Origin of the sequence: uncultured Tenacibaculum sp. (assembly GCF_947495995.1) — a bacterium.
GTDB lineage: Bacteria > Bacteroidota > Bacteroidia > Flavobacteriales > Flavobacteriaceae > Polaribacter.
On the sequence record NZ_CANMAX010000002.1, the window covers coordinates 232990 to 257750 of the forward strand.

At 28.6% G+C, this 24761-nt stretch carries 26 protein-coding genes; 9 read left to right on the forward strand and 17 right to left on the reverse strand.

Translation table 11 applies throughout. The features are described 5' to 3' along the window. Positions 1–15 precede the first annotated feature (15 nt). The 3 genes from Q1A15_RS06130 (at position 16) to Q1A15_RS06140 (ending at position 2040) form a co-directional block, all read left to right on the forward strand. Complete coding sequence (locus Q1A15_RS06130) at positions 16–189, forward strand: hypothetical protein (protein ID WP_299620427.1); 174 nt, start codon at positions 16–18, stop codon at positions 187–189. A 158-nt stretch (positions 190–347) separates the two neighbouring features. After that, positions 348–761, forward strand: a complete 414-nt coding sequence (locus Q1A15_RS06135; protein ID WP_299620430.1) for a hypothetical protein — start codon at positions 348–350, stop codon at positions 759–761. A gap of 133 nt (positions 762–894) precedes the next feature. Further along, on the forward strand, positions 895–2040 hold the full coding sequence (locus tag Q1A15_RS06140) for a serine hydrolase domain-containing protein (protein WP_299620433.1): 1146 nt from the start codon (positions 895–897) through the stop codon (positions 2038–2040). A gap of 69 nt (positions 2041–2109) precedes the next feature. Here the strand turns inward: Q1A15_RS06140 and Q1A15_RS06145 are convergent, their stop codons facing one another. Further along, entirely contained in the window at positions 2110–4551 is a 2442-nt protein-coding gene (locus tag Q1A15_RS06145; RefSeq protein ID WP_299620436.1) for an outer membrane beta-barrel family protein, read from the reverse strand. A gap of 161 nt (positions 4552–4712) precedes the next feature. Continuing rightward, complete coding sequence (locus Q1A15_RS06150) at positions 4713–5063, reverse strand: heavy metal-associated domain-containing protein (RefSeq protein WP_299620439.1); 351 nt, start codon at positions 5061–5063, stop codon at positions 4713–4715. 90 nt (positions 5064–5153) lie between these two features. Here Q1A15_RS06150 and Q1A15_RS06155 point away from each other — a divergent pair, with 90 nt between their 5' ends. After that, positions 5154–6026 carry an EamA family transporter gene (locus Q1A15_RS06155; protein WP_299620442.1) on the forward strand — a complete coding sequence of 291 codons (873 nt, stop codon included), beginning with the start codon at positions 5154–5156 and terminating at the stop codon, positions 6024–6026. A gap of 54 nt (positions 6027–6080) precedes the next feature. Here Q1A15_RS06155 and Q1A15_RS06160 read toward each other — a convergent pair whose 3' ends face one another. Beyond that, a complete protein-coding gene (locus tag Q1A15_RS06160) occupies positions 6081–8138 on the reverse strand; it encodes an insulinase family protein (protein ID WP_299620445.1) in 2058 nt (685 codons plus the stop codon). Between the two features lie 30 nt (positions 8139–8168). Continuing rightward, complete coding sequence (locus Q1A15_RS06165; RefSeq protein WP_299620448.1) at positions 8169–9482, reverse strand: pitrilysin family protein; 1314 nt, start codon at positions 9480–9482, stop codon at positions 8169–8171. A 257-nt stretch (positions 9483–9739) separates the two neighbouring features. On the opposite strand from Q1A15_RS06165, the gene rplU reads away from it, so the two are divergent. The 3 genes from rplU to Q1A15_RS06180 all read left to right on the forward strand — a co-directional run bounded on the left by rplU (position 9740) and on the right by Q1A15_RS06180 (position 11056). Further along, positions 9740–10246, forward strand: coding sequence for a 50S ribosomal protein L21 (gene rplU / locus Q1A15_RS06170; RefSeq protein ID WP_299620451.1), 507 nt, complete (start codon positions 9740–9742; stop codon positions 10244–10246). 28 nt (positions 10247–10274) lie between these two features. Next, positions 10275–10535, forward strand: coding sequence for a 50S ribosomal protein L27 (rpmA, locus tag Q1A15_RS06175; RefSeq protein ID WP_299620454.1), 261 nt, complete (start codon positions 10275–10277; stop codon positions 10533–10535). A 104-nt stretch (positions 10536–10639) separates the two neighbouring features. Beyond that, entirely contained in the window at positions 10640–11056 is a 417-nt protein-coding gene (locus Q1A15_RS06180) for an NUDIX domain-containing protein (RefSeq protein ID WP_299620457.1), read from the forward strand. A 41-nt stretch (positions 11057–11097) separates the two neighbouring features. On the opposite strand, the gene Q1A15_RS06185 is transcribed toward Q1A15_RS06180, so the two are convergent. Continuing rightward, the gene (locus Q1A15_RS06185; RefSeq protein ID WP_299620460.1) at positions 11098–11757 is read right to left on the reverse strand and encodes an HD domain-containing protein; all 660 of its coding nucleotides are present in this window, start codon (positions 11755–11757) and stop codon (positions 11098–11100) included. 66 nt (positions 11758–11823) lie between these two features. Beyond that, positions 11824–12831, reverse strand: a complete 1008-nt coding sequence (locus tag Q1A15_RS06190; protein WP_299620463.1) for an aspartate-semialdehyde dehydrogenase — start codon at positions 12829–12831, stop codon at positions 11824–11826. 194 nt (positions 12832–13025) lie between these two features. On the opposite strand from Q1A15_RS06190, the gene Q1A15_RS06195 reads away from it, so the two are divergent. Next, positions 13026–14066 carry a rhodanese-related sulfurtransferase gene (locus Q1A15_RS06195; protein ID WP_299620466.1) on the forward strand — a complete coding sequence of 347 codons (1041 nt, stop codon included), beginning with the start codon at positions 13026–13028 and terminating at the stop codon, positions 14064–14066. A gap of 74 nt (positions 14067–14140) precedes the next feature. On the opposite strand, the gene yidC is transcribed toward Q1A15_RS06195, so the two are convergent. Next, positions 14141–16024, reverse strand: coding sequence for a membrane protein insertase YidC (gene yidC / locus Q1A15_RS06200; RefSeq protein ID WP_299620469.1), 1884 nt, complete (start codon positions 16022–16024; stop codon positions 14141–14143). A 172-nt stretch (positions 16025–16196) separates the two neighbouring features. Between yidC and Q1A15_RS06205 the strand changes: the two genes are divergently transcribed. Next, positions 16197–16562, forward strand: a complete 366-nt coding sequence (locus Q1A15_RS06205) for a cupin domain-containing protein (protein ID WP_299620472.1) — start codon at positions 16197–16199, stop codon at positions 16560–16562. Between the two features lie 51 nt (positions 16563–16613). On the opposite strand, the gene Q1A15_RS06210 is transcribed toward Q1A15_RS06205, so the two are convergent. The 10 genes from Q1A15_RS06210 to Q1A15_RS06255 form a co-directional block, all read right to left on the reverse strand. Continuing rightward, a complete protein-coding gene (locus tag Q1A15_RS06210) occupies positions 16614–16829 on the reverse strand; it encodes a hypothetical protein (protein ID WP_299620475.1) in 216 nt (71 codons plus the stop codon). Positions 16830–17036: 207 nt separating this feature from the next. Next, positions 17037–17225 carry a hypothetical protein gene (locus tag Q1A15_RS06215; protein ID WP_299620477.1) on the reverse strand — a complete coding sequence of 63 codons (189 nt, stop codon included), beginning with the start codon at positions 17223–17225 and terminating at the stop codon, positions 17037–17039. 43 nt (positions 17226–17268) lie between these two features. Next, the gene (locus tag Q1A15_RS06220; protein WP_299620480.1) at positions 17269–17463 is read right to left on the reverse strand and encodes a hypothetical protein; all 195 of its coding nucleotides are present in this window, start codon (positions 17461–17463) and stop codon (positions 17269–17271) included. 28 nt (positions 17464–17491) lie between these two features. Further along, positions 17492–17653, reverse strand: a complete 162-nt coding sequence (locus tag Q1A15_RS06225) for a hypothetical protein (protein ID WP_299620483.1) — start codon at positions 17651–17653, stop codon at positions 17492–17494. 167 nt (positions 17654–17820) lie between these two features. Continuing rightward, positions 17821–18624, reverse strand: coding sequence for a hypothetical protein (locus tag Q1A15_RS06230; RefSeq protein ID WP_299620486.1), 804 nt, complete (start codon positions 18622–18624; stop codon positions 17821–17823). 119 nt (positions 18625–18743) lie between these two features. Continuing rightward, the gene (locus tag Q1A15_RS06235; RefSeq protein WP_299620489.1) at positions 18744–19484 is read right to left on the reverse strand and encodes a LytTR family DNA-binding domain-containing protein; all 741 of its coding nucleotides are present in this window, start codon (positions 19482–19484) and stop codon (positions 18744–18746) included. Then, complete coding sequence (locus Q1A15_RS06240; RefSeq protein WP_299620492.1) at positions 19481–21298, reverse strand: histidine kinase; 1818 nt, start codon at positions 21296–21298, stop codon at positions 19481–19483. Before Q1A15_RS06240 ends, Q1A15_RS06235 begins: the two co-directional genes overlap by 4 nt. A 91-nt stretch (positions 21299–21389) precedes the next feature. Then, positions 21390–22031 carry a response regulator transcription factor gene (locus tag Q1A15_RS06245; protein ID WP_299620495.1) on the reverse strand — a complete coding sequence of 214 codons (642 nt, stop codon included), beginning with the start codon at positions 22029–22031 and terminating at the stop codon, positions 21390–21392. A gap of 68 nt (positions 22032–22099) precedes the next feature. Continuing rightward, a complete protein-coding gene (locus Q1A15_RS06250) occupies positions 22100–23983 on the reverse strand; it encodes a sensor histidine kinase (RefSeq protein WP_299620498.1) in 1884 nt (627 codons plus the stop codon). 1 nt (position 23984) lies between these two features. Further along, entirely contained in the window at positions 23985–24665 is a 681-nt protein-coding gene (locus Q1A15_RS06255; protein WP_299620501.1) for a hypothetical protein, read from the reverse strand. Positions 24666–24761: the final 96 nt, after the last annotated feature.

Below are 24761 nucleotides of genomic sequence, written 5' to 3' on the forward strand. Positions count from 1 at the left end.
TTACAATAAGAACAGATGTTAGATTTTTCACAATTTTCAGGATTAGTATTATTCATGTTTATTTTTACAACTGGTTTTTGGTTGTTAATTTTTTTACTAACGTTTGTAGTTCCTTACTGGATTGGTGGAACTATCTGGGAAAATTTAAAATTAAAGAAAGAAGCTAAAAGAGCTGCTGAAGGAAAGTAGTTCTATTGAAAATATAGATTTAAAAGAGTTTACAATTTGTAAACTCTTTTTTTATGCTTTAAATTTTAACAAAAAACGAATCTTATATATAGTAGTTTGGAATGTGTTTTGATGGCTATTGGTCATCAATTCAAATAAAAATAATTAACACTATTCCTATGAAAAACTTTATTCAAACTGTATCTATTTGTTCTTTACTTTTCTTCATGTCTTGTTCCGATAATAAAGAAATTATTGATGATACTTCACCCAAATTATTTATACAAAGTCCTACATTAATTTTTAATTATTCTACTGATATAGGAAATAGTAATGTTCCTTACAGAGTAAATATTCAGGCAGAAGCAGCTGATGAAACAGAAATAGAATCGTTAAGCTTGAAAATTAAAGATGAAGATGATAATGTAATTATTGAAAAATCAGTAAAAAGAAGTAATGAAAGTGCTCATATTTTAAGAATTTATGAAGGATTTGAAACAACTGAACCAGGTGTTTATACTGTAGAGATTGTAGCTAAAGATACTAGTGAGAATTATACATTTGAGTCCTTTACTTTTGAATATAATGACTAGTTCTTAAATTTGTAACGACAGCTTATTCTTACAGAGTAAGCTGTTTTTTTGTAATTGAAACACAAGTTTAATTTCCAAATAGTTAAATATTTAGTATACTTATATCATAAATTATCCAACTAAATATTTCTGTATGAAAAATATAATTGCTTTTCTTTTTGCTATTCTTTTACTGGGGTGCAAACAAGTAGATAAAAAAGAAGAAGAACATGATCTTAAACAAGATAAAGGTTTTGAAAAATTAATTACTTCTATCGATAACTATGCTAATGAGACTTTAGAACAGGGCAACATTAATACAATAAGTCTTGCTATTTATAAAGAAGGAAAAGTTTATCATAATTATTATGGTAAAAAAACAAATCTCACCGATAGTACACATTTTGAAATTGCATCAATAACAAAAGTTTTTACGGGTTCTTTAGTGGCAAAAGCTGTATTAGAGAACAAAATTAAACTAGAAGACGATATAAGGTTATATTTAAAAGGTGATTATTCTAATTTAGAATTTCAGGGAACTCCAATTACTATAAAAGATTTATTAACTCATACATTAGGTTTTAAAGATAGAAGACCACCAAAGCTCGATAAAATATGGGAAAACGTTTCTAAAGGAGTTTATGAAACAAAACCAATAGATTATTCTCTTGAAGATTTTTTAGAAGAACTTAAAAATGTTGAGTTAGATAAAAAACCAGGGACCTATTACACATATAATTCTGTAGGACCAGAAATACTAGCATATATTTTAGAACAAGTGTATCAAGAATCATACGAGATTATTTTAGATAGTTTTCTTAGTGAATTGGATATGAAAAGTGCCTATTTAGAAGGAAATAAATTAGCGAGTAAATATCTTGTTGATGGATATGATGAAAATGGAAAACTAGCTCCTAAAGCCAAAAACATCTTACTTGGTGGAGGAGGAGGAATGGTTGCTACGCTTCCAGATTTAATTAAGTTTATGAAGTTTCAACTAGAAAGTGATAATCCTCTGATTAAGGAATCTACTAAACAATTATATGTAGATAGAGAAGGAGATAAAACAGGATATTTATGGGATGTTGATTTTGCTGAAAAAGAAGGTTTCTATTATAAAAAAACAGGAACTTCTAATGGAGTGCAAAGTGTAATTTTAATTTGTCCTGATACTAAATACGGACTTATTTTGATAGCTAATAATACTTCAGAAAAAGCTTTTATAGATTGGGCAACATTATATAATAAAATAGAAACAGACCTTATTAATTATCCAATGAAAACCAAAGAGATTAAATAGTAAATCGAATATATTTAAACAAAAACAGCATACTGATGTAAAGTATGCTGTTTTTATTTTTACAGAAAGTTAAAAAGCTTCTCCACCGCCGCCATCATATTCTCTTTGCGGACGCTCTCTTTTCTTTTTCTGATTGAATCTATATGTAAAACTCAATGTAATTTGACGTTCTCTCCATTGAAATTCTTGATCTGCAATAGTAGAAGGATTCTCTTGACTTGGATTAAATGTCTGACTTCTACGAACACGATCGTTAAGTAAATCGTTAACGTTTAAAACTAAAGTAGCTTTTTCTTTAAATAAATCTTTACTGAAAGCTAAATTAGCTACGAAAACACCATCACGTGTTCCTTGAGCATTTTCTTGCGGTCCACGATAACGAACTCTTGTTTGCCACTGTACTTTAGCTGGTAAAGTAATTCTAGAATTAAATCTTACAAACCAACTATCGTTGTTAACTTCTGGTAAAAGTGTTGTTACATCTGTTCCATCTGTTGCTGTAGATGTAAATGTGAATTCATTAGTTTTAAATTTGAAGTAGTTAAACGTACTTGACAAACGCATCCATTTAAAAGGATTATAGTTTGTTGTTAATTCAAAACCATATCGATCTTCATTATTTAAATTGAAAGGTTGACGAACAAAAACATTTGTCGGTTGTCCGTTAATTTCTCTTTCTTCAATAATAGAAACTCGCTGAATTAAATCTGTTGAACGTTGATAGTAAACAGAAGAATTTAAAGTTAATTTACCTAATCGAGTTGTATATCCTAAATCGTATGAATTCGTAAATGTTGGAGTTAAATCAGGATTTCCTTTAAAAACTGCAGTTGCAGAACTTCTAGTTTCAAACGGATTTAAAAACCAAAAACGTGGTCTACGTAAACGTCTACTATATCCTAAAGTAAGATTATCTGTTTCATTTAATTCATATCCTAAATTAACTGTTGGAAATACCTGCGTGAAGTTTTTCTCAGATTCTTCATTAGTATTAATTAATAATAAATCAATTTCAGTAGTTTCAACTCTTAAACCTAATAAATAAGAGAATTTATCGAATTTACTTCCGAATTGCGCATAATGTGCATAAATATTTTGCTTGAAATTAATGTTATTAGAAGGATCAGGATCTAACGGAAGTCCGTTTGCATCTCTAACTCTAAAATCGGAGTTTAAATCTTGGAATTCAGATTTATGTCCTAATTCTAATTGATGTTTCTCTCCGATAGGTAACACATAATCTGCTTGAAATAAAGTGTTTGTTGAACTAGTAAATTGGCTATTCAATTCTGATAACGTGTTGTTATCTGTTATACTAGAAAACTCATCTTCGTTGTTATCACTATGTTGGAAATCAATAGTTAATTTTTGACCTTTATCATCAAGATTGTTCGAGTAATTCAAAGAAAACTGTTTGTTAATTCCATCTTCACTTTCATTTTCAATCCTAGTAATTTGATCAATACGAACTCTATTAATATCTAAAAAATCCGTTACATTTGTTGCTATATCGTCACCATTATTATCTCTATAGAAAAAAGTACCAGTTATAGAGCTATTTTTATTTAAATAATACTCTAAACCAATAGAACCATTATAGTTATTGTTTTTTCTTTGAAAAGTTCTGTCTTCAGTTCTAAAATCTGTGATAACACCGTTTTCAAGATTTGTAAAATCACTAAATGAATTTCCAGGTCCGTTTCTATGAGAAAAACCTAGGTTTGTAAATATGTTAAGCTTTTTAGTCCTATAATTTAAGCTTCCAGAAGTTTGGAATAAATCAGGATTACCAACTGATAAATTTAAAGCACCATTAAACCCGGTAACTTTTCCTTTTCTAAGAATAATATTTAAAATACCAGCAGTTCCTTCAGCATCATATCTAGCAGAAGGAGAAGTAATAACTTCAACTTTTTCAATCGCATCTGCAGGTAAATTTCTTAAAGCATCAGTTCCGTTTAAACCAACTAAAGCAGAAGGTTTACCATCGATTAAAATTCTTACATTTTCGTTTCCACGTAAACTTACAGCACCTTCAGCATCAACATTAACCGAAGGAACGTTATCTAGAACGTCAGAAGCATTTCCTCCTTTAATAGTCATGTCTTTACCAACATTGTAGATTTTTTTATCTAAGCGAATTTCTACTGTAGATTTTTCTGCTATAATTTCTACTTCATCTAAAGTTTCTGCGTCTTCCTTTAAGAAAATAGTTCCTAAACTAGTATTGGCTGTTAATGTTTTTTGCGGAAGTTGTTTTGTTTTGAATCCGATAAATTCAACTTTCATCTTATATGGACCTTTCGGAACATCGATAGAGAATTTACCATTAATATCTGTAACACCACCAGTTACTTTATTTGTTTTTACGCTTGTAAGAATTAAAGTGGCATATTCTAAAGGCAGATTAGAATTCGCTTCTAATATTTTACCTGAGATTGTAACTTTTGAGTTTTTTTGTGAAAAAGCTGATAACCCAATCAGTACAAAAAGTATTGTAATTTTTTTCATTTAATATCGGTTAATAGATAATTCTATTTAGACAGCGAAGTTCTATAATGGTTTAAATACTCTTTGTTAAAACTCTGTTAAAGAAAAAAGGTCTAAAAGTTAAACAAACTCCTAGACCTTTTTTATCAGTTTCTTGATAGAAGAATTAAATTTTTTCTTCTTTATTTTGTCGATTCAGAAGCTTTATAAGTTTCTCCGTCTCCAATACTTTCAACAAAAGAAATTAAATCTGTTTTCTGTAATTTATCGCCGTCATATTTAATGGTAGCAATACTATCATTAAAAACTACTTTAGCTTCTAAAACACCTGCTTTTTTAGCTAATTTAGATTCGATAGTTTTAGCACAACCAATTTCACATGACATTCCAGATACATTTAAAGCCAATGTTTGTGCATTAGCAACTGCAACTGTTGGTACTTCTTTAGTTTCTTCTTTTTTTGCTTCTGATTTACAACCAATAGCTACAAAGCTCATAAGAAATAAAGCAAATACTATATTTGAAATTTTCATATTAAACATCTATTAAATTATTGTACAAATTTATTAAAAAAGATTATCAAATGCTTAGAATAAGCGATTTTTGTAATTCAAATTGTATCGATGGGTAAAATTCAACAAAAATGGTTTTATTTGATCTTTCTAGCTTTAGTGTGGGGAAGTTCTTTTATTTTAATGAAAAAGGCATTAATCGGATTAACTCCAATTCAAGTAGGAGCTTTACGAATAATTATAGCAACTATTTTCTTATTGATAATAGGCCATAAAAGTTTAAAGAAAATTAAAAAAGAGCAGTGGAAGTACGTTTTACTAAGTGCGCTGTTAGCTACTTTTTTTCCTTCATTTATGTATGCTTATGCGATTTCTGGTATAGATAGTTCTATTGCTTCAATTTTAAACTCTCTAACTCCATTTAATACATTACTAATCGGTTCTTTGATTTTTGGCGTAGCATTTCAAAAGAATCAACTTATTGGAATTTTAGTCGGTTTAGTAGGAACTTGTATACTGATTTTAAAAGGAGCTGATTTAAATCCGAATCAAAATTATTGGTTCGCATTATTACCAATTTTATCTTCTATCGGGTATGCATGTAATGTAAACATCATAAAAAAGTATTTACAAGAGTTAGATCCGTTAGCTATAACTACAGGGAATTTTATATTAATAGTTATTCCAACTTTAATTGTACTGTTTTCTACGGGCTTTTTTACAACATTAGAATTTACTGAAGATGTAAATCAAGGGTTGTTTTATATTGGAATTTTAGCAATAGTAGGAACAGGAATAGCTAAGGTTATGTTTAATAAACTAATTCATATTTCTTCTCCTGTATTTTCGACTTCTGTAACATATTTAATTCCTATAGTTGCCGTTTTATGGGGAATAGTAGACGGAGAACAATTAAGTGTAATTCAATTATTAGCCGGAATGATAATTCTCTTTGGAGTGTATTTAGTAAATAGAAAGAAATAAAAAAAGAGCTAGTTTAATACTAGCTCTTTTAATTTTATATAAGTAAGAGATTTCTTATTTGAAATCAGCGTCAGAAACACCTTCATTTACTTTAGCATTCTTTAATGTAAAAGTAGCTTTTTGAGGTCCAAAAGATCCTATTTTTTTAGTAGCAAACTTCACTCCATTAAAATCTTTATAATCACTAAAAGTAGCTTCTTGTTTTTGGTTTCTTCCACCAAAAGCTACATTTTGTAATTCTTTAATCTTTAAACCTGTTTTAGTGTCAAAATAGAATGTATAAGAAACTATTTTTCCTTTCTTAGATAATACATAAGCTTCTTTTCCGTCTACATTTTCTATTCCAGTTAACTCTACTTCAGAGTTGTTTAGTAATCCAATTTCAGGTAAAGCACCTAAAACAACACTCATTTCTTCACTCATCCCAGGAACTGGCAAAGTTTGTCCGTTCATTTTAAGAGCGTCTTTACTCACAACTACATTAGCTACAGGTGAACCATTCATAGTTGTTTTAGTTCCAAAATGAGTAGCATTTCTTTTTTCTGTAGTAGTAACTTTTCCGTTTCCTAAATCAGCTTCATATTCTAATAATGTAGTGTTAAGACCTTTAACTTTGTCTTTTCCACCAATTGCATCAAAATATTTATTTAATACTGTTTCCTTAGTAACTCCAACTGGAATCTTTTTACCCATTTTTGGTTTAGAAGTAGTATTACCGTTTTTGTCAAAATACTTAATAGGGTATTTAGTCGTTTTTTCAAGGTTTCCTAAAACATCAGAACCTTTACCTGTAATAAAAATTCTAGCATTATCTCCCTTGAAATACTTTTTAGCAGCATTTTGAACATCTTCTAATGTTACATTATTAATGTAGCTTAAATAGTTTTCATAGAAGTCTTCTGGTAAATTGTAACGTGCAATATTTAATGCGTAGAGAGCAACAGTGTTAGGTTTTTGTACATCCATTACAAAATCACCAACATATTTAGCTTTTGCATTTTTTAATTCTTCTGCTGTAACTTTCTCGAAACGAATTTTCTTAATTTCCTTTTGTAATTCAACAACAGCGCTATCAGTTACCATATTACGAACACTAGCAGTAGCTCTAAAAGTACCAGCGTATTTATCTTGTCTTAAGCCAGAATATGAACCATAAGTGTAACCTTTATCTTCACGTAAATTCATAAATAAACGTGCAGTTCCACCACCACCTAAAATGTTGTTTGCTAATAAACCAGCATAATAATCTTTATCACCTAAAGTTAAATCAACATTATTAATTACAGCAATTTCAGATTGTACTGCATTTGGCATGTCAATAAAGTTAATTTCTGTAGTAGCAGGATTTGAAGTCTTAGGAATTGTGTAAGCAGGAATTGTTCCTTTTTTCCAATCGCTAAATAACTTTTTAATTAGCTTTTTAGTTTTCTTCGGATTAAAATCTCCAACAATAACTAAATACGCATTATTCGGTCTGTAGTAGGTGTTATAGTTATTTTTAATATCCTCTAAAGTAATATTCTTGATAGATTTTGGAGTAGTGTACTCTCCAAAAGGGTGATTTTTACCATAAGTTAAATAATCTTGAACACGTCTTGCTATGGAAGGAACATTTTTTTCATTATTCTTTAAATTTTCTAAAGTTCTTTCTACTTGTTTATCGAATTCATCTTTAGAAAAAACAGAATTTTTAACTCCATCTGCCATTAAACCTAAAATTTCAGGAAAATATTTTTTTAATGAAGCAGCAAAAGCACCATTACTTGAAAATCCTACATTGGCTCCTAAGTAATCAACTTTCTCATTGAATTCATCTTTAGAAATATTTGTAGTACCATTTCCTAATAAACCACCCATTAAACCAGAAACTCCAGCTTTATTACCTTCAAAATATGGTTTGTTATCAATTGTTAAACTAGCTGATACTCTAGGTAACTTATGATTTTCAACCATAATAACCTTTAAACCGTTTGCTAATGAAAATTTAATAGGTTTACCTAATTTAACTTTAGGAGCAGGACCTGTTTTAGGTTGCTTGTTTAAATCTCTTTGTGCATTTGTAGCAAAAGCAATTGCTAAAATAGCTACGAATGATAATATTTTTGTTTTCATGATATTGTTTCGTTCTTTTTGATATTGAAATTATTTCTTGTTTTCTGGTAAATATTCCATCACTAATCTTTGATTAGGATTCAAATATTTTTTAGCAATATTTCTAATATCTTCTCTTGTAATTGATCTGTAAATATCAATTTCAGTATTTATTAAATTAGTATCTCCATATAACATGTTGTATGTAGCTAAAGAACCAGCTATTCCTTCAACACTAGAGTTTGAACTTACAAATCTATTTTCAAACTGATTTTGTAATTTTTGATAGTCTTTTTCTGAAATTAATTCATTTTGAAGTTTTACAATTTCTTCATCAATTTCTTTTGTTAAATCGCCAAGAGATACCTTTCCTAAAGGTAAAGCATATACAATGTAAGTACCATAGTCTTCTTGACTGTTACTAAAAGCACCAGCTTGAAGAGCCACTTTTTTACTATCAACTAATTTTTTATATAGTACAGAACTTTTACCAACACTTAAGTATGAAGAAATCATATCTAAAATTCTAGCATCTTTAGTTTTCATAGAAGGAGTTCTATATGCTAAGGCAATAGCTGGAATTTGAATGTTAGGGTCGTAAGCTTTTGCTTGAATTGTTTCCGTAATAGGATCTTCTTTAGGAAAATTTCTTTCAATATCTTTTCCTCTTGGAATTCTTCCAAAATATTCTTTGATTAATTTTTTAGCTTCTCTTACATCTATGTCACCAGCAACAACTAAAGTAGCGTTGTTTGGTACATAAAACTTTTTATTGAAAGCTAAAAATTCTTCTAAAGTAGCAGCATCTAAATGCTCCATTTTACCAATAGTAGTTCCTTTATAAGGATGCTTTTTGAACATATGCTTTTTTACGTTTTCTTGAAAACGAGAATATGGTCTGTTATCTACTCTTTGTCTTTTCTCTTCTTTAACAACTTCATTTTGTGTATCAACACCATCTTGTTTGATAATAGGATGTAATAAACGCTCAGATTCCATCCATAACCCTAATTCTAAATTGTTAGAAGGAAAGATTTCATAATAATATGTTCTATCATCAGTTGTGTTTGCATTATTTCTACCTCCATTACCAGAAACAATTTTGAACCATTCTCCTTTCTTAATATTCTTAGTTCCTTCAAATAATAAATGTTCAAAGAAGTGGGCCATACCTGTTCTGTCTGGTTGCTCATCTTTAGCCCCAACATGATACATGACTGAAGTTATAACAACAGGAGCAGAGTTATCTTTATGCAAAATAACATGCATACCGTTGTTTAAATCGTACTCTTCAAATTCTACTTTCTGTGCTTTAGCTGAGAAAATAGCAGCCACAGTAGCTAGAGTTAATATTGTTTTTTTCATTAGTTAAAATTTGTTTTTTTCAGTGATTTGGGAGTTTGACGTCGCATAAATCAAAATGTTACACTGTTTTTTAAAATAATTTAATTTTTATTGTATTTTAGATTTTGGTAAAGATACGGACTATTATAGGTATAGTTATTATTTGTGATTTTTATTAATATAATGCATTGTAATACAGAATTAAAAATGTATATTTGCACCCGCATTTCGCGAAGAAATGTGTTAATTAATTAAAAATAAACGCAAAACAAATTCGTATGTACGCAATCGTAGAGATAGCAGGGCAGCAGTTTAAAGTAGCAAAAGACCAAAAAGTTTACGTTCACCGTTTACCAGAAACAGAAGGTTCTACAGTAACTTTCGATAAGGTAATGTTAATCGATGACAATGGAAACGTAACTATTGGCGCCCCAGCTATAGAAGGTGCAGGTGTAACTGCAAAGATTTTAGGACACTTAAAAGGAGACAAAGTAATCGTTTTCAAAAAGAAAAGAAGAAAAGGTTACAAGAAGAAAAATGGTCACCGTCAGTACTTAAGTGAAATACAAATCGAAAGTATTGCTGCTTCAGGAGTTAAAGCAACTAAGAAAGCTAAAGCTGAACCAAAAGTAGAGGCTAAGGAAGCACCAGCTAAAGAAGCAAATGCAGACAACAAAGAACTAAGTTCTATGACAGTTGCAGAGTTAAAAGCTCTTGCTAAAGAAAGAGGTATTACTGGATATACTTCTTTAAAGAAAGCTGAATTAATTGAAGCTTTAAGTTAATAATAATTAATTTAAAAAACTTAGAAAGATGGCTCATAAGAAAGGTGTCGGTAGTTCGAAGAACGGTCGTGAATCGGAATCGAAACGTTTAGGAGTAAAAATATTTGGAGGACAAGCTGCTATCGCAGGTAACATTATTGTTCGTCAAAGAGGAACTCAACATTACCCAGGTGAAAATGTTTACATGGGGAAAGATCATACTTTACACGCTAAAGTTGATGGTGTTGTTAAATTCCAAAAGAAAAGAGACAACAGATCATATGTTTCTATTCTTCCATTCGAAGCATAGTTTCATAAGAACATAAATAAAAAAAGCTCAACGTTACGTTGAGCTTTTTTTATTTGAATTAAATTTAAAAATGATTTAGCATTATATAAACTTAAAAAAAGATAATGAAAATAGTTAAAGAATACTCTTCTGGAGGAGTGATCTTCCGTAAAGTAGATAATAAAAATGAAGAGGTTTTACTTATTCGTGTAAGAAAGAATGGATTTGAATTACCTAAAGGACATATCGAACAAGGTGAAAGTGAATCACAGGCAGCAATCCGAGAATGTAAAGAAGAAGTAGGTATTATTAATGACTTAGTATTAGGAGACAAAGTAGGAGAGATTGCTTACTCTTTTATATCAGAAAATAAAACTATTAAAAAAAAAGTTTCTTATTACTCAATTACTTTTAGTGGAGAGTTTAATTATATTAAACCTAAAAACACCCGTGAAATCATATGGATTTCAGAAATAGAATTAGAAACAATTGAACTTGTAAATGAAGAGTTGCGCTCAATTATTGCTAAATGTTTACTATAAAATTAAGCTCTCTAGTAATCAAATTTTAGAAAAACTTTGTATTATATCTCTGCATTCCATTCGTTATAGAATTGCTGTAGAAAGCTCTCCATATATTCATGACGTTGTTCTGCCATAAGTTTTCCAGAATTTGTATTCATTTTGTCTTTCAAAAGTAAAAGTTTCTCATAAAAATGATTTATAGTTGGAGCTGTAGATTTTTTATACTCTTCTTTAGACATATTTAAATTTGGCTTTATTTCTGGGTCGTATAAAGCTCTATTTTTAAATCCACCATAATTAAAACATCTAGCTATTCCTATAGCGCCTATAGCATCTAAACGATCTGCATCTTGAACAATATCTAATTCAATTGACTTAAATGCTTGTTCGAAATTTCCACCTTTAAATGATATATTTTCAATAATTTTTATCACATGAGTAATTGTTTCGTTATCAACTTTTTGATCTTCTAAAAAAACTTTTGCTTTCTTAGGACCAATAGTTTCATCTCCGTTATGAAATTTACTATCTGCAATATCATGTAATAAAGCACCTAAAGCAACAACAAGTAGATTCCCTTTCTCTTCTTTAGTAGCTATTTTCATAGCATTTTTATATACGCGTTCAATATGGAAAAAATCATGTCCGCCTTCTGCACCTTGTAAAACATCTTTAACGTGTGCGATAGTATTATCAACTATTTCTTTAATATCATTCATAGTTCAAAAATAAAAAATCCTACTGGTGAAAGTAGGATTTTAATACTATTTATATTTGTACTGAAATTATGCAGTAACAGGATTTTTAATTAAGTTTTTACTCACTAAATATTCTGCAATTTGAACAGCGTTAGTTGCCGCTCCTTTTCTTAAATTATCAGAAACTATCCAAAGATTTAAAGTGTTAGCTTGTGATAAATCTCTACGAATACGCCCAACAAATACTTCGTCTTTACCATGTGCGTTTAAAGGCATTGGATACTCATTATTTTCAATATTGTCTTGAACAATTACTCCTGGTGTTTCAGATAAAATTTGTCTAACTTCATTAAGTTCAAAATCATTTTCAAATTCAATATTTACAGATTCTGAATGACCACCAACAACAGGAATTCTAACAGCAGTTGCCGTAATTCCAATACTAGCATCATTTAATATTTTATGAGTCTCTCTAGTTAACTTTAATTCTTCTTTAGTGTAACCAGCTTCTTCAAAAACATCGCAATGTGGTAAAGCATTTTTATGAATTGGGTGAGGATAAGCACTTTCTCCTTCAACACCATTCACTTCATTCTCTAATTGTTGTACCGCTTTTACACCAGTTCCTGTAATAGATTGATATGTAGAAATTACTAATCTTTTCATATCATATTTCGCATGTAAAGGAGCTAAAGCCATTACCATTTGAATTGTAGAACAGTTTGGATTAGCAATAATTTTATCGCTTTCAGTTAATTCATTAGCGTTAATTTCCGGTACTACTAACTTTTTAGTAGGATCCATTCTCCAAGCAGAAGAATTATCAATTACAGTTGTACCTACTTCAGCAAATTTAGGAGCCCACTCTAAAGAAGTGCTTCCACCAGCAGAAAATAAAGCAATATCTGGTTTTAAATTCACTGCATCTTGTAATCCAATTACGTTATAGGTATTTCCTTTAAAAGTCATTTCCTTTCCTACAGAACGTTCTGAAGCAACTAAATATAACTCGCTAATATTAAAGTTTCTTTCTTCTAAAATTTGTAACATTACATTACCTACCATTCCTGTTGCACCGACTACAGCTACTCTCATGATGAAATATATTTTTTATACTTTGATTTTTAATTTCTTACTACAAATTTCAATAAAAAAAGTTTTAAAACAATACTTTAAGTGTAGAAAATTCACAGATTGTTTAAATTTAAACAAAATGATGTCTTGCAAATAAAAACTAAAATTCTGTACATTTGCAGCCTAAAATATTGTTTAACTTAAAAAGGTATAGCATGCAACTGTACAACAAGTTAAGCGCTGAAGAACGCGCTAAATTAATTGACGAAGCGGGAAAAGACCGTATTACTATTTCTTTCTATCAATACTTTAAGATAGAAAATCCACAAATATTTAGAGATAAATTATTTATTGAATGGAATGCATTAGATGTTCTTGGTAGAACTTATGTTTCTTACGAAGGTATTAATGCACAAATTTCTGTTCCAGCAGAAAACTTTTTAGCTTTAAAAGAACAATTAGATAGTATTTCTTTCCTAAAAGATATTAGACTTAATGTTGCCGTAGAGCAAGACAATAAATCTTTCTTAAAACTTAAAGTAAAAGTTAGAAAGAAAATCGTTGCTGATGGTTTAAGTGATAACACATTTGATGTGACGAATAAAGGAGTGCATTTATCTGCTGATGAGTTTAATAAAATGTTAGAAGATCCTAATACTGTTTGCGTAGATATGCGTAATCATTATGAGAGTGAAATAGGACATTTTAAAGGTGCGGTTACACCAGATGTAGATACATTTAGAGATTCTTTAGATATTATTGAAGAAGATTTAAAAGAACATAAGGAAGATAAAAACTTATTAATGTATTGTACTGGAGGTATTCGTTGTGAAAAAGCCTCAGCATATTACAAGCATAAAGGTTTTAAAAATGTTTTCCAATTAGAAGGAGGAATTATTGAATATACAAGACAAGTAAAGTCTGAAGGATTAGAAAATAAGTTTTTAGGAAAGAACTTTGTATTTGATCACAGAAGAGCTGAACGTATTTCTGATGATGTAATTTCTAATTGTCATCAATGTGGTAAACCTTGTGATACACATACCAATTGTGCTAATGAAGGTTGCCATTTATTATTTATTCAATGTGATGAGTGTGCAGAGAAAATGGAGAATACTTGTTCACCTGAATGTCAAGAAATAATTCATTTACCATTTGAAGAGCAAAAAGCTTTACGTAAAGGAAAACATGCAAGTAATAAGATTTTCAAAAAAGGAAGATCAGAAAAACTTAAGTTCCAAAAAAGCAATAGTTAGTTTTAAAAACTATAATCTAAAATAAAAAAGCCACATCTAAGATGTGGCTTTTTCTGTATATATAAACTTCTAGTTTATTTCTTCTTTTGAGAAGCTCTACGTTGTGCTTCTTGTTGTTCTTGAGCTTGTTTCATTGCAGCATCTAAACGCTCTCTAAACTTGCTCTTTTTAACTGGTTTCTTTTTATTTTCTTCAATTTGTGCATGAATCTTCTTCTCATCGATTACATAGTTCTTAATTACGAACATAATAGCAATCGTTAATAAGTTAGAAACAAAGTAATATAAACTTAATCCACTTGCATAGTTATTAAAGAAGAATAACATCATGATAGGAGAGAAGTAGATCATGTACTTCATCATTTTACTCATGTCTGGCATACCTTCTTGAGGTGGTGCTTGCATAGCAGATTGCTGACTTTGGTTCATTTTCATGTAGAAGAAAATAGCAATAGAAGCTAAAATTGGGAACAAACTAATGTGGTCTCCGTAAAATGGAATTTTAAACGGAAGTTTAGCTACGATATCATAAGAAGATAAATCGTTTGCCCATAAGAAAGCCTTCTGACGGAAATCTATATTCGTTGGGAAAAACTTAAATAAAGCAAAGAATACAGGCATTTGTAATAGTGCTGGAATACAACCAGACATCATACTTACACCAGCTTTACGTTGTACAGCCATAGTTTCTTGTTGACGCTTCATTGCGTTTTCAGAACCAGGATATTTTTTGTTGATTTCTTCCATTTCTGGACGAATAACTTTCATTTTAGCACTAGATAAGTAAGACTTATATAATACTGGAGATAAAATGATTCTAACAACAATTGTCATTAAAATAATGATAAGACCATAGTTTCCTAAGAATCCTTTTAATACATTAAATACAGGATAGAAAATAGTTCTGTTTAAGAATCCGAAAATTCCCCAACCTAAATCAGAAATTTCATTTAAATCAGTTCCTTCATAAGTACTTAATAAATTATAATCTGTTGGTCCGTAATACCATTCCATATTATAATTTAATTCACCATTCTTTAATGCTAATGGAGCTTTTAAGCTAAATGTTTTAGTGTAAACGCTATCTTGATCTTCACCTAAATAATCAACAGATTTTAATTTAGCATCGTTAAAAGGCGTATCAGTTAATAAAGCACTAGAGAAGAAATGTTGCTTATAAGCTACCCATTCTACATCGTTACCAACTTCATCATCTTTCATTTGAAGATATTCAACATCACCATCTTCTTTATAATAGTAATATGTGTACATATTTTCTGTACGCATACTTTTTTCTTTACGTAAAGATTTTAAGTTCCAATCTAAATTAATGTCTTGAGAACTATTAATAACATTACTTAAACCTTGAGAACGAACAGCAAAACCAATTCTATAATCGTTTGGTTTAATTTCGTAACGATACTCTAAAAACTGACTGTCAGAAACCTTAAGTTTCATAGAAAGTACTGTATTCTCTCCATTTTTAGTTTCTTTTGGCTCGAATAATAAATCTTGAGTATTTAAAGTGCGATTGTCTGTAGTACCAAAATTGATATTAAAGTTCGCATTCTTATCGTTAATAATGTGTAATGGTAAAGAGTCGTAAGTTTTAAAGTTCTTTACTAAGGCTTTTGTAATTTGTCCACCTTTATTACTAATAGTTAACTGAATTACATCATTTTCAATTACAGTTTCACCATCTTTTCCATTAATTGCACTATGAGCAAAAGCTCCTAACTGATTTTTTAAAGCAATTTTTTGTAATGAATCATTAACTACAAGGTCTTTAGTATCAGCAGTATTAGTTACTGGATTTACTGTAGTAGTTTGTTCTGTTTGAGTAGTGTTAGATTTTTCAGCCTCAACATCGGACTTGTTGGTATTGAAGTACCATAAAAAGATACCACCTAATAATAACATTCCTATGAATGAGTTGAAATCAAATTTTTTTTCTTCCATCGATATACGTTAAATGTCAACTTGTCATTTTCTCAGAAAACTGACTGATAAAAACGCGACAAATGTAGCAAAACTACATCTTATTTCAGTTGTTTAGTTATAATTAATTTATGTCTTATATATAGCACAAACTATATTCCGTTTTTTAAATTTGTTATATAAAATTTATCTAATGGGAAAAAAATATACAATTCAAAAGTCTCCATTTGTGGTTCCAACTACAGATGGTAAATTAATAGAAGAGCATTTTGGAAAGGCAACAGATGGAAATGATAAGGTAAGTGTTGCACACATGGTTGCACCTCCAGGTTGGAGTGAGCCTTTTCAAACACCAGAATTTGAGGAGTATACATATATAATAAAAGGAAAGAAACAATTTATTGTAAATGGTGAAACCATAGTTTTAGAAATGGGACAATCGATAAAAATTGAAAAAAATGTAAGAGTTCAATATTCGAATCCTTTTGATGAACCTTGTGAGTATTTAGCGGTTTGTTTACCTGCTTTTTCTATTGAATTAGTAAATAGGGAAGAATAGAAAAAATAAAACGGTGAACAAAAAAGTTCACCGTTTGTTGTTTTATGATTTTTAGAAACCATTAAATCTACATTCGTAAGTTCCAGGTATAGGATTATTGTCTAGACAAGGTCCGCATACAGTGTTAGGATTTGTACAAGAACGCTGACAAGCTCTTAACGAATGATAATCGCAAGTAGAAGCTATTGGAACAGATCCAAATCCTCCTAAGATTTCTAATTGTTTTTTCTTGCTTAATTTTTTTCCGATTTCGAATACTTTTTTCATTTTTATTTAGTTGAAAAATTAATATTCTGTGATGGTTTTAAGACATTCACAGCTTTACGTCTGATTCTTCGCGATAAGATCTCTTAAAACTAAAAATTTTAAGATTAAGAATTAAATATAGATTGTTAATATTTACGTAAAAACATTGTTTGTCAGTTAAATAAATTGAAAAAGATATACTCTGAAGTTAGAGTATATCTTATAATTTTATTGTTCTTCATCTAATTGACCGCCGCATCCGACCATACGCATGCAATAATTAAAGTAATCCCAGTTAGAATTTCCACTACTACAATAATCCCATTCGTACCAACAATCAGCTCCTCCATTAAGAGATTTTAATTGTTGTTTGCTTAAGATTTTAGCGCCTTTGAGATTTAAAATTGATTTTTTCATATGATTAATTTTTAGAAGTTTTCCTTTTTCTTATTACACTTATTTATTCGCAAATATCTGATAAACAACAGTGAGTTTCACTTGTACCTAAACAACATCCGTTAGGTAATGAAAATCCACCACAAGTTGTACATTGTAAGGCAGAATATTGTGGACATGTTGCACCAAATCCTCCACTAATTTCTTGTTGTTGTTGCTTGTTTAAAGCTTTTCCTAAATTTAATATTGATTTTTTCATGAAATTATTTTTAGTGAGTTATTAATTATTATAAGTGACATGGTACACACATAGTTCTCCATAAACATAATCTTGGATTAGTTGGACATTTTGCCTCTCCAAGTCCGATTGGAATTACAGTTCCTCCAGTAACATCTTGTTGCTGTTGTTTGTTTAACTTTTTTCCTAGATTTAAAATTGATTTTTTCATACTAATTATACTTTTAAAGTTATTTACATCAAATATTAACTTTAGAATGAAGTATAGCAATGCTGTTTTCAAAAGCGCACTTGTTTTTTTCAAAAACGTATTATTTATAAAAACAAAAAGAGCGAATCAACGCTCTTCTCATATTTGAATTTCGGGGAAACAAAGTTTTAGTTTAAAAATGCAGAAAGGTTAATAAGTAAAAACTCTGGATATGTACATGTTGAATTGTTGGTGTATGGTCTAGCTACAATCACATTATCTGTTACAGTATTTAAATAATTATTATCTACATGATTTATTTCTGTAACACCGTTATCGTCACTTGTTGCTGAATTGACAGAAGAATGCAAAAATCCGTAATTAAAATCGTCGTAATTTAAAGGATGTGCTGTTGAAGTTATAGAAAACGGTAAATTTTGATTTACTAACGGATTTATTCCATCAGGAAAAAATAATTCTATGCAATTATTCTCTAAAATGGAAGTCAAAAATATTGTTGTTAATGTACCAGTAACATCTCCATTTATAGGAGCCAAACATTCTTCACCGAGCTCTTCATCACAAGTAATAATAGGTAAAGGGGGAGATTGTGTTCCTAAAACAGGTTCATCTCTACCAGGATAAAGACTTAAAAAATCTCTAAGAATACTAATAAACTGATCTTTGAAGTTTAAGGTAGAATTGCGTCCTATTAATTCTTCTAAAGTTGCAGTTTCACGACCTTGTAAATAATTGTATATTTCTTGGCGATAACTGGAATCTGACATAATTACTTCAGCAGCAATATAAGATACCCATTGAAGTTTTTTTTGAAAACCAGTATGTGGATCAATAGAGCCTAGGTTTGTTATTCTTCCTTTTAAAATTGTTGTTTCATTTTCTAATTCAATAGTTTCTATGTTTTCCGTGTTACTTTCACAAGAAAGAAAAAGGAATAGAAAACAGCTAATCAATAACTTTGACATTTTCATACGTATGGTTTTTTATTTAATCACTTTTCAAGTTATAATTTCTACTGTTAGGAAAAAACATGATTTTCAAAAGTGTTTCTATACTTTTAAAAACCGTTCTAGTTTTTTTCAAAAGTGTTTTAAAAAATTTTATCAAGAGTATACTCTTTTCTTCTAGTTGAAACTGGAATTTTAATATCGTTATTTAACATTAAAAAACCTTTTTTACTGTATTTAATAACATGTTTTTTATTCACCATATACGATTGATGACAGCGAACAAACTTTTCAGTAGATAGTATTTCTGCTACTTTTTTTGCAGATTTAGTAATCACTATTTTTTCAGAAATAGAAGTATAAAAAGTAGTATAATTTCCTTCAGATTTACAATACAAAATATCATCCTCATAGACAGCAAACACATTATCAGAAGTTTTTAAAATAACACGTTTATTAACCTGTAAATTTTTAAAGTATTCATTAGAGACTTCAATAGATTTTTCTAACGAAGTTTCATTTGTAGTTTCTGAAACAGCTTTGTGAACAGCTTCGTTTAACTCATCATCATCAATTGGTTTTAAAATATAGTCTAATGCACCAACTTTTATGGCTTTAATTGCATGCTTGTCGTATCCTGTGATAAAGATGATTTCGAAGTTTTTATACGTTAATTGATGTAGTAAATCGAAAGCTGTTTCTTGACCTAAATTTACATCTAAAAAAAGTAAATTCGGTTTTTCTTTTTCAATGATATGTTTTGCAGATGCTATATTTGAAGCTTCACCTACAATGTTTAATGTATCTGAAAAGTTATTTTGAATCCTTTTTCTGATATCTATTCGTACATGATCTTCATCATCAATTATTATAGCTCTAATCATTTTTCAGTAAGTTTAAATGGTATTTCAAAACTAACAATCACACCATTTTCATTAGTTTTGTTTTTAATTATTATTTCTTTTTTCGTAGTCTTTTTTAAATAATTACTTATCAATTTTGTAGATGAAATCCTAGAGTTGTCTTTAGCGTTTTGTATCCCTTTTCCATTATCTTCAATAGTGCAAGCTAAAGTGTTTTTCAATAGACTTAATTTGAGTTGAATTTTACCTTTATTATTAATATCTGTTAAACCATGTTCAATACTATTTTCAATAATAGGTTGTATTAACATTGGAGGAATAAAAATTAAATCATCTTCATCTATATCATTGAGTTGAATTTCAAAATCAAATCGATTTGGAAACCTGAGTTCTTGTAAATCGATATACTTATGCAAAGCTTCTATTTCTTCACTTAATTGTACATAATTTTGAGTTGAATTTTCAAGGATCAAGCGTAATAACCTAGAGAATTTTAAAAGATATTTAGTCGCAAGTTTTGGAGTTTCTTCAATTGTATTTTGAATAGCATACAATGTATTAAAAGTAAAATGCGGATTCATTTGTAATCTTAATAAGCGTTGTTGCATTAATAGGTTTTGTTTTTCAAAATTATGTTTGCGCTGTTTGTAGAACAAAAATCCAATACTAATTATTAGTAACGATACGCCTAATAAAGTGAAGAATCTCTTGATACTTTTAATTTCTAGTTCGTTTTTCTCAGCTAAAATTTTACGCTCATTTTCTGTGGCAGTTTTAAGATCTAAAAGCTCAGTCTTAATTTTTTGATTGTATCTGTTTTCTTGAAAACTATACAAGCTATCTAAACTATTATTGATGTTATCAATTTCTTTATTAGATAAAAAATCGAGTTTTAGTTTTGTTTTTAAAATACTACGAATAGTATTTGTCTTTACACCATGATTAGTTAAAACAATAGCAGAATCGATATAAATACGTGCAGAATTAAACTCCTTCAGTTTTATGTAAGCGTTTGAAATGTTGTTGTATAATCCTGCAATTTCATTTTTTTTAGTAGCATTTTTTTTAATTTTCTTAAGATAGTAAATACCTTTTTTGAAAAAAATAAGAGCTTCTTTAAAATTATTATCTTGATATTTTCTAACAGCATAATCTCTATACAAATTATGTTTTGTGTGATTATTTAATTGTTTTTCAATTTGTCTTAGGCTGTCTAGAAGATAAAAACCTCTTTCTTTATTACTTAGCTCAAATAAATATTGTGCTCGAATAATTAAAGCTTCATTAATATTGTGGTTGCTATTTCTGATTTTAGATAAAGCTTTTACTTGAAGTTTATTATGACGTAAAGCTTTTCCATATTCTTTGGTCGCTTTATATGTGTTTTCTATCATGTATTGATAGTAATGATCGTTTTCAGAAGTTAGTGCTTTATATTTTTCTGCAATAGCAAAACAATCTCCATATTTTCCTTGTTCTAGATGAAAATTCCATGCCTTATCGTAATACCTGAAATCGTTCCTGTTTTTTAAATGATCTTTTACATAATCTTTTGCTTTATGAAAATAAATAGAAGCAGAATCGTTTATACTCTTGCGTTTAAAATAATTAGCAAACATATAATCGTTTTTAGCTTTTATAGAATCACTTAGAATGTTATGTTTTTTAACAAGTGTTCTTACTCTATTTAATTTAAAAGAAGTAGAATCTATATTCTTAAAGGCTTTTTTATGCAGAGTTTTAATTTCACTTAAAATCTTCTTTTCATCTTGCTTTTGGGTACAAGAAAATATAAATATAGAAAGACCTATATAACAGAACAGAGGTTTTAACATCGTAAGATACTTGGTTGATCTGACTAAGTTATGAAATTATTTTTCATTGATTTTTAGTTAAAACTTAGGTCGTGTTGAAGGAGGGAAGCTGTTAGAATTTGTATTTCTTATCGATAGCGTATTTTACTAGTTCGTTACCGTTATTTAAATTCAATTTTCTAATCATATTTTTTCGATGTGTATCTACAGTAGTTTTGGCAATAAATAATTCTTCAGCAATTTGTTTTGATGTTTTACCATTTGCAATAAGTTGTAATATTTCTTTTTCTCTATTTGATAATACAATTTGATCTGATTTTCCAATAGTTACATTTTTATCGATATAATCATTCATGAAGTTGAATGCTACATTAGGATCAAAAAAAGTATTTCCTTCTGCTATAACTTTTATCGCTTTTGATAACATTTTTATTCCCGAATTTTTTAATAAATAACCAGATGCACCAGCATCTAGCATTTGTTTAATCGCATCGGGTTGATCGAACATTGTTAAAGCTAAAACCTTTATATGTGAGAAATTTGATTTAATAATTTTAGTAGCTTCAATACCATCCATTTTAGGCATTCTAATATCAGTAATTACAAGTTTGGGTTGTTTTAATTCAACAAGTTTTATAAGATCTTTACCATTATTAACACTGCCAATAATATTTATATCCTCATCATATTCGAAGAAAGATTTTACACCATCTATTAACATTTGATGATCTTCGGCAATAATAACTGTTGTCATATTTTAAGATTTGTTTTCACCCAAATATAGGAAACCTCAAGAGTGTTTCTTTACTTATAGTTAGGTAATTATGTGGGGATATTCATTATAATTGAAGTTCCGCTTTTAAATGATGAGTCAATTTGAAAAGTACCTCCTAAATGTTCAATTCTTTTTTGAATAGAGTGTAAGCCCATTCCTGTTGTTACTTTAATTTTATTAGAATCAAAACCTTTTCCATTGTCTTCAATAATAATATTTAAAGCATCATTAAATTGAGAAATATTTATGGTTGCTTCAGAGGCTTCTGCGTGCTTAATAATATTTGTTGTTAGCTCTTGAATTATTCTAAATAAAGTAATTTCTGTATTGGTATCCAACCGTTGTTCTAAACCAAAGTCAATAATTTCTATTTTTAGCTGATTGGCTGCAGATATTTTTTCAGCCATAATTTTAACAGCAACTAATAATCCTTGGTTTGCAATTACACCTGCATTTTTAGCATGAGCAATACTTCTCACTTTTAAATAGGTTTCATCAATCAGTTTTTCTGTTCTTTCGTATAATTCATCTTGATTAAAATGTTTTTTTTCTCGATTGAGTTTTAAGTTTTCAAAATGAAGTTTTAAGGTTGCTAAAACACTACCAATATTGTCATGTAAATCTTCAGCGATACGAATACGTTCTTTTTCTTGTCCTGTTACCATTGCATTAATGGTATTAATTTCTTGTTCTTTTAATAAAGTCAGATTTTTTTGTTTTTCTAATTCTTTTTGTTGTTCTGCTAATAATCTTTTTCTTTTTGAATTTTTTAGAATTAAAAACACAATAACAATACCTAAAAGAAGAAATATAAGTGTAGCAAACAATAGACTTTGATTTAACTGATTTTCTTGTTGTTCTTTTAAAAATTTTTTTTCTGTTTCTTTTGTTTGATTTTGAACTTCAGAAAAAGTGATTATTTCATTGCTTTTAAGAAAATTAAGTTTGTATTGAAGTTGATTAGCTTTTTTTAAATAATAGTAAGCAGAATCTTTTTTATTACTCGAATAATATTCAGATAAATATGAATTAATTATAAAATCTGGTTTTAAAGAATTGATTTGATTTTTATGTTTTTTTGCAGAGTCTAAATAAATAAAAGATTTATTTATGTCTTGCTGTAAATAATTTATGAATGATAACTTTATGAATGAATTAAAAACAAAAGGTTTATAGAATAAAGACTTGTTATTGTTTTTAATAATTCCTGAAATTATTTTTTTTACCTGATCTATTCGTTTCAGTTTTATGTAGCAGTTAACTAATGTATAGTTTGCTATAGTTATAATCTTCTTGTTTCCTGTTTTACTAATTAAAAGTTCAAGTTGGTTACAAATTTCTTTAACTCTTGTAGGTGTTTCATCACCATATAATTGACTTAAAGCTAGAAGTTTTTCTTCATAAGCCAGGCTTAATATTTTTAAATTTGTAGTATTTGCTAATGAGTTAAATTCTTTTAAGTACGTCTTATATTTATTATTATTTTGAATAATACCTTCTCCATACAATTTTAAAATTGCAAATAGCGATAATTGAATTAAAGAAGTATTTCGAGTTTCTTTAGATAAAGTATATGCTTGAAAAAAATATTGAAAAGAGCTAGGATTATCAATATTATAATATAATTCGTTATAACCTTTAATTAAGTTGATTAAACATTTATTTCTTTTGTCTTTTGAAATTGTGTCAATGTTATTATTGTAAAATTGAAACGATTTAGAATATCCAGAGTTTTCAATTATATCATTTAAATAATAAATGTTTTTTAATAGTGGTTTATCTCGATGTTTAGAAGTATTATTCTTAACAAAGTTGAAATCTAAATCTACTAGTTTTTCTATAGATTTATTAAAGAGAAATTTCTCATCAAAACTTTGACTGTAAGTTTGATGAGAAATTAAAAAGAAAAAAAAGATAATTATTAATCTCAATTTATGGTATAATATTTAAAATTGTTTCAATACAATTTCCGCTAATTAATTTATTTCCATATTCATCTGTGATCATTTTAGTTGCTCCAACTCCTCTTCTAGATACTCTTTGTAAAGGATTGGTATCTATTCCATCTCTAGAAAAATATTCATTATCAAAAACCATATTATTATTAAAAGTGTTACTACGATTACCTTCGTTTAACCTTTTTATATTTCTGAAAAGATTAAGTTCTTTATTTTTATTTAGGCATATTTTTAAATTTCTATACCTTTTTCTATTGCAACCACATAATCCTCTTAACTCAAAAAAAGGAGTTTCATCACTAGGAAAATGTATGATATCATGAATACTATGCTTATCTATTTCTTTTTCTTTTTCATCTAACTCTAAAGGAATTAATGGCTCTATAGTTTGATTGGTAGGATTTTTTCTCATTTTTAATTCACTCCTAAAACCACCATCATGAAATCCGATATTTATAGTTCCTTGATAATTTACTAAGTAAAGATCTAAAACTTTTATATTTAGAAAATCGTCTCCTTTTTCTTGAATTCTTTCTGCTCCATTAAACTTTCCATAAACAGAATATAGTGTTTGATAACACTGACTAGCATATAGAAATTGATAACTTTCAGAATCATTAATATTGATGTTCCCCTTTAAATTTAATTTTGACATTATTAGCTGATTTATGATTTCTATTCCAAAGATGAAAAAAAGTGACATTAAAAATAATACCTATAAATAGGTATATTCTACTCCTTAAATATAGGT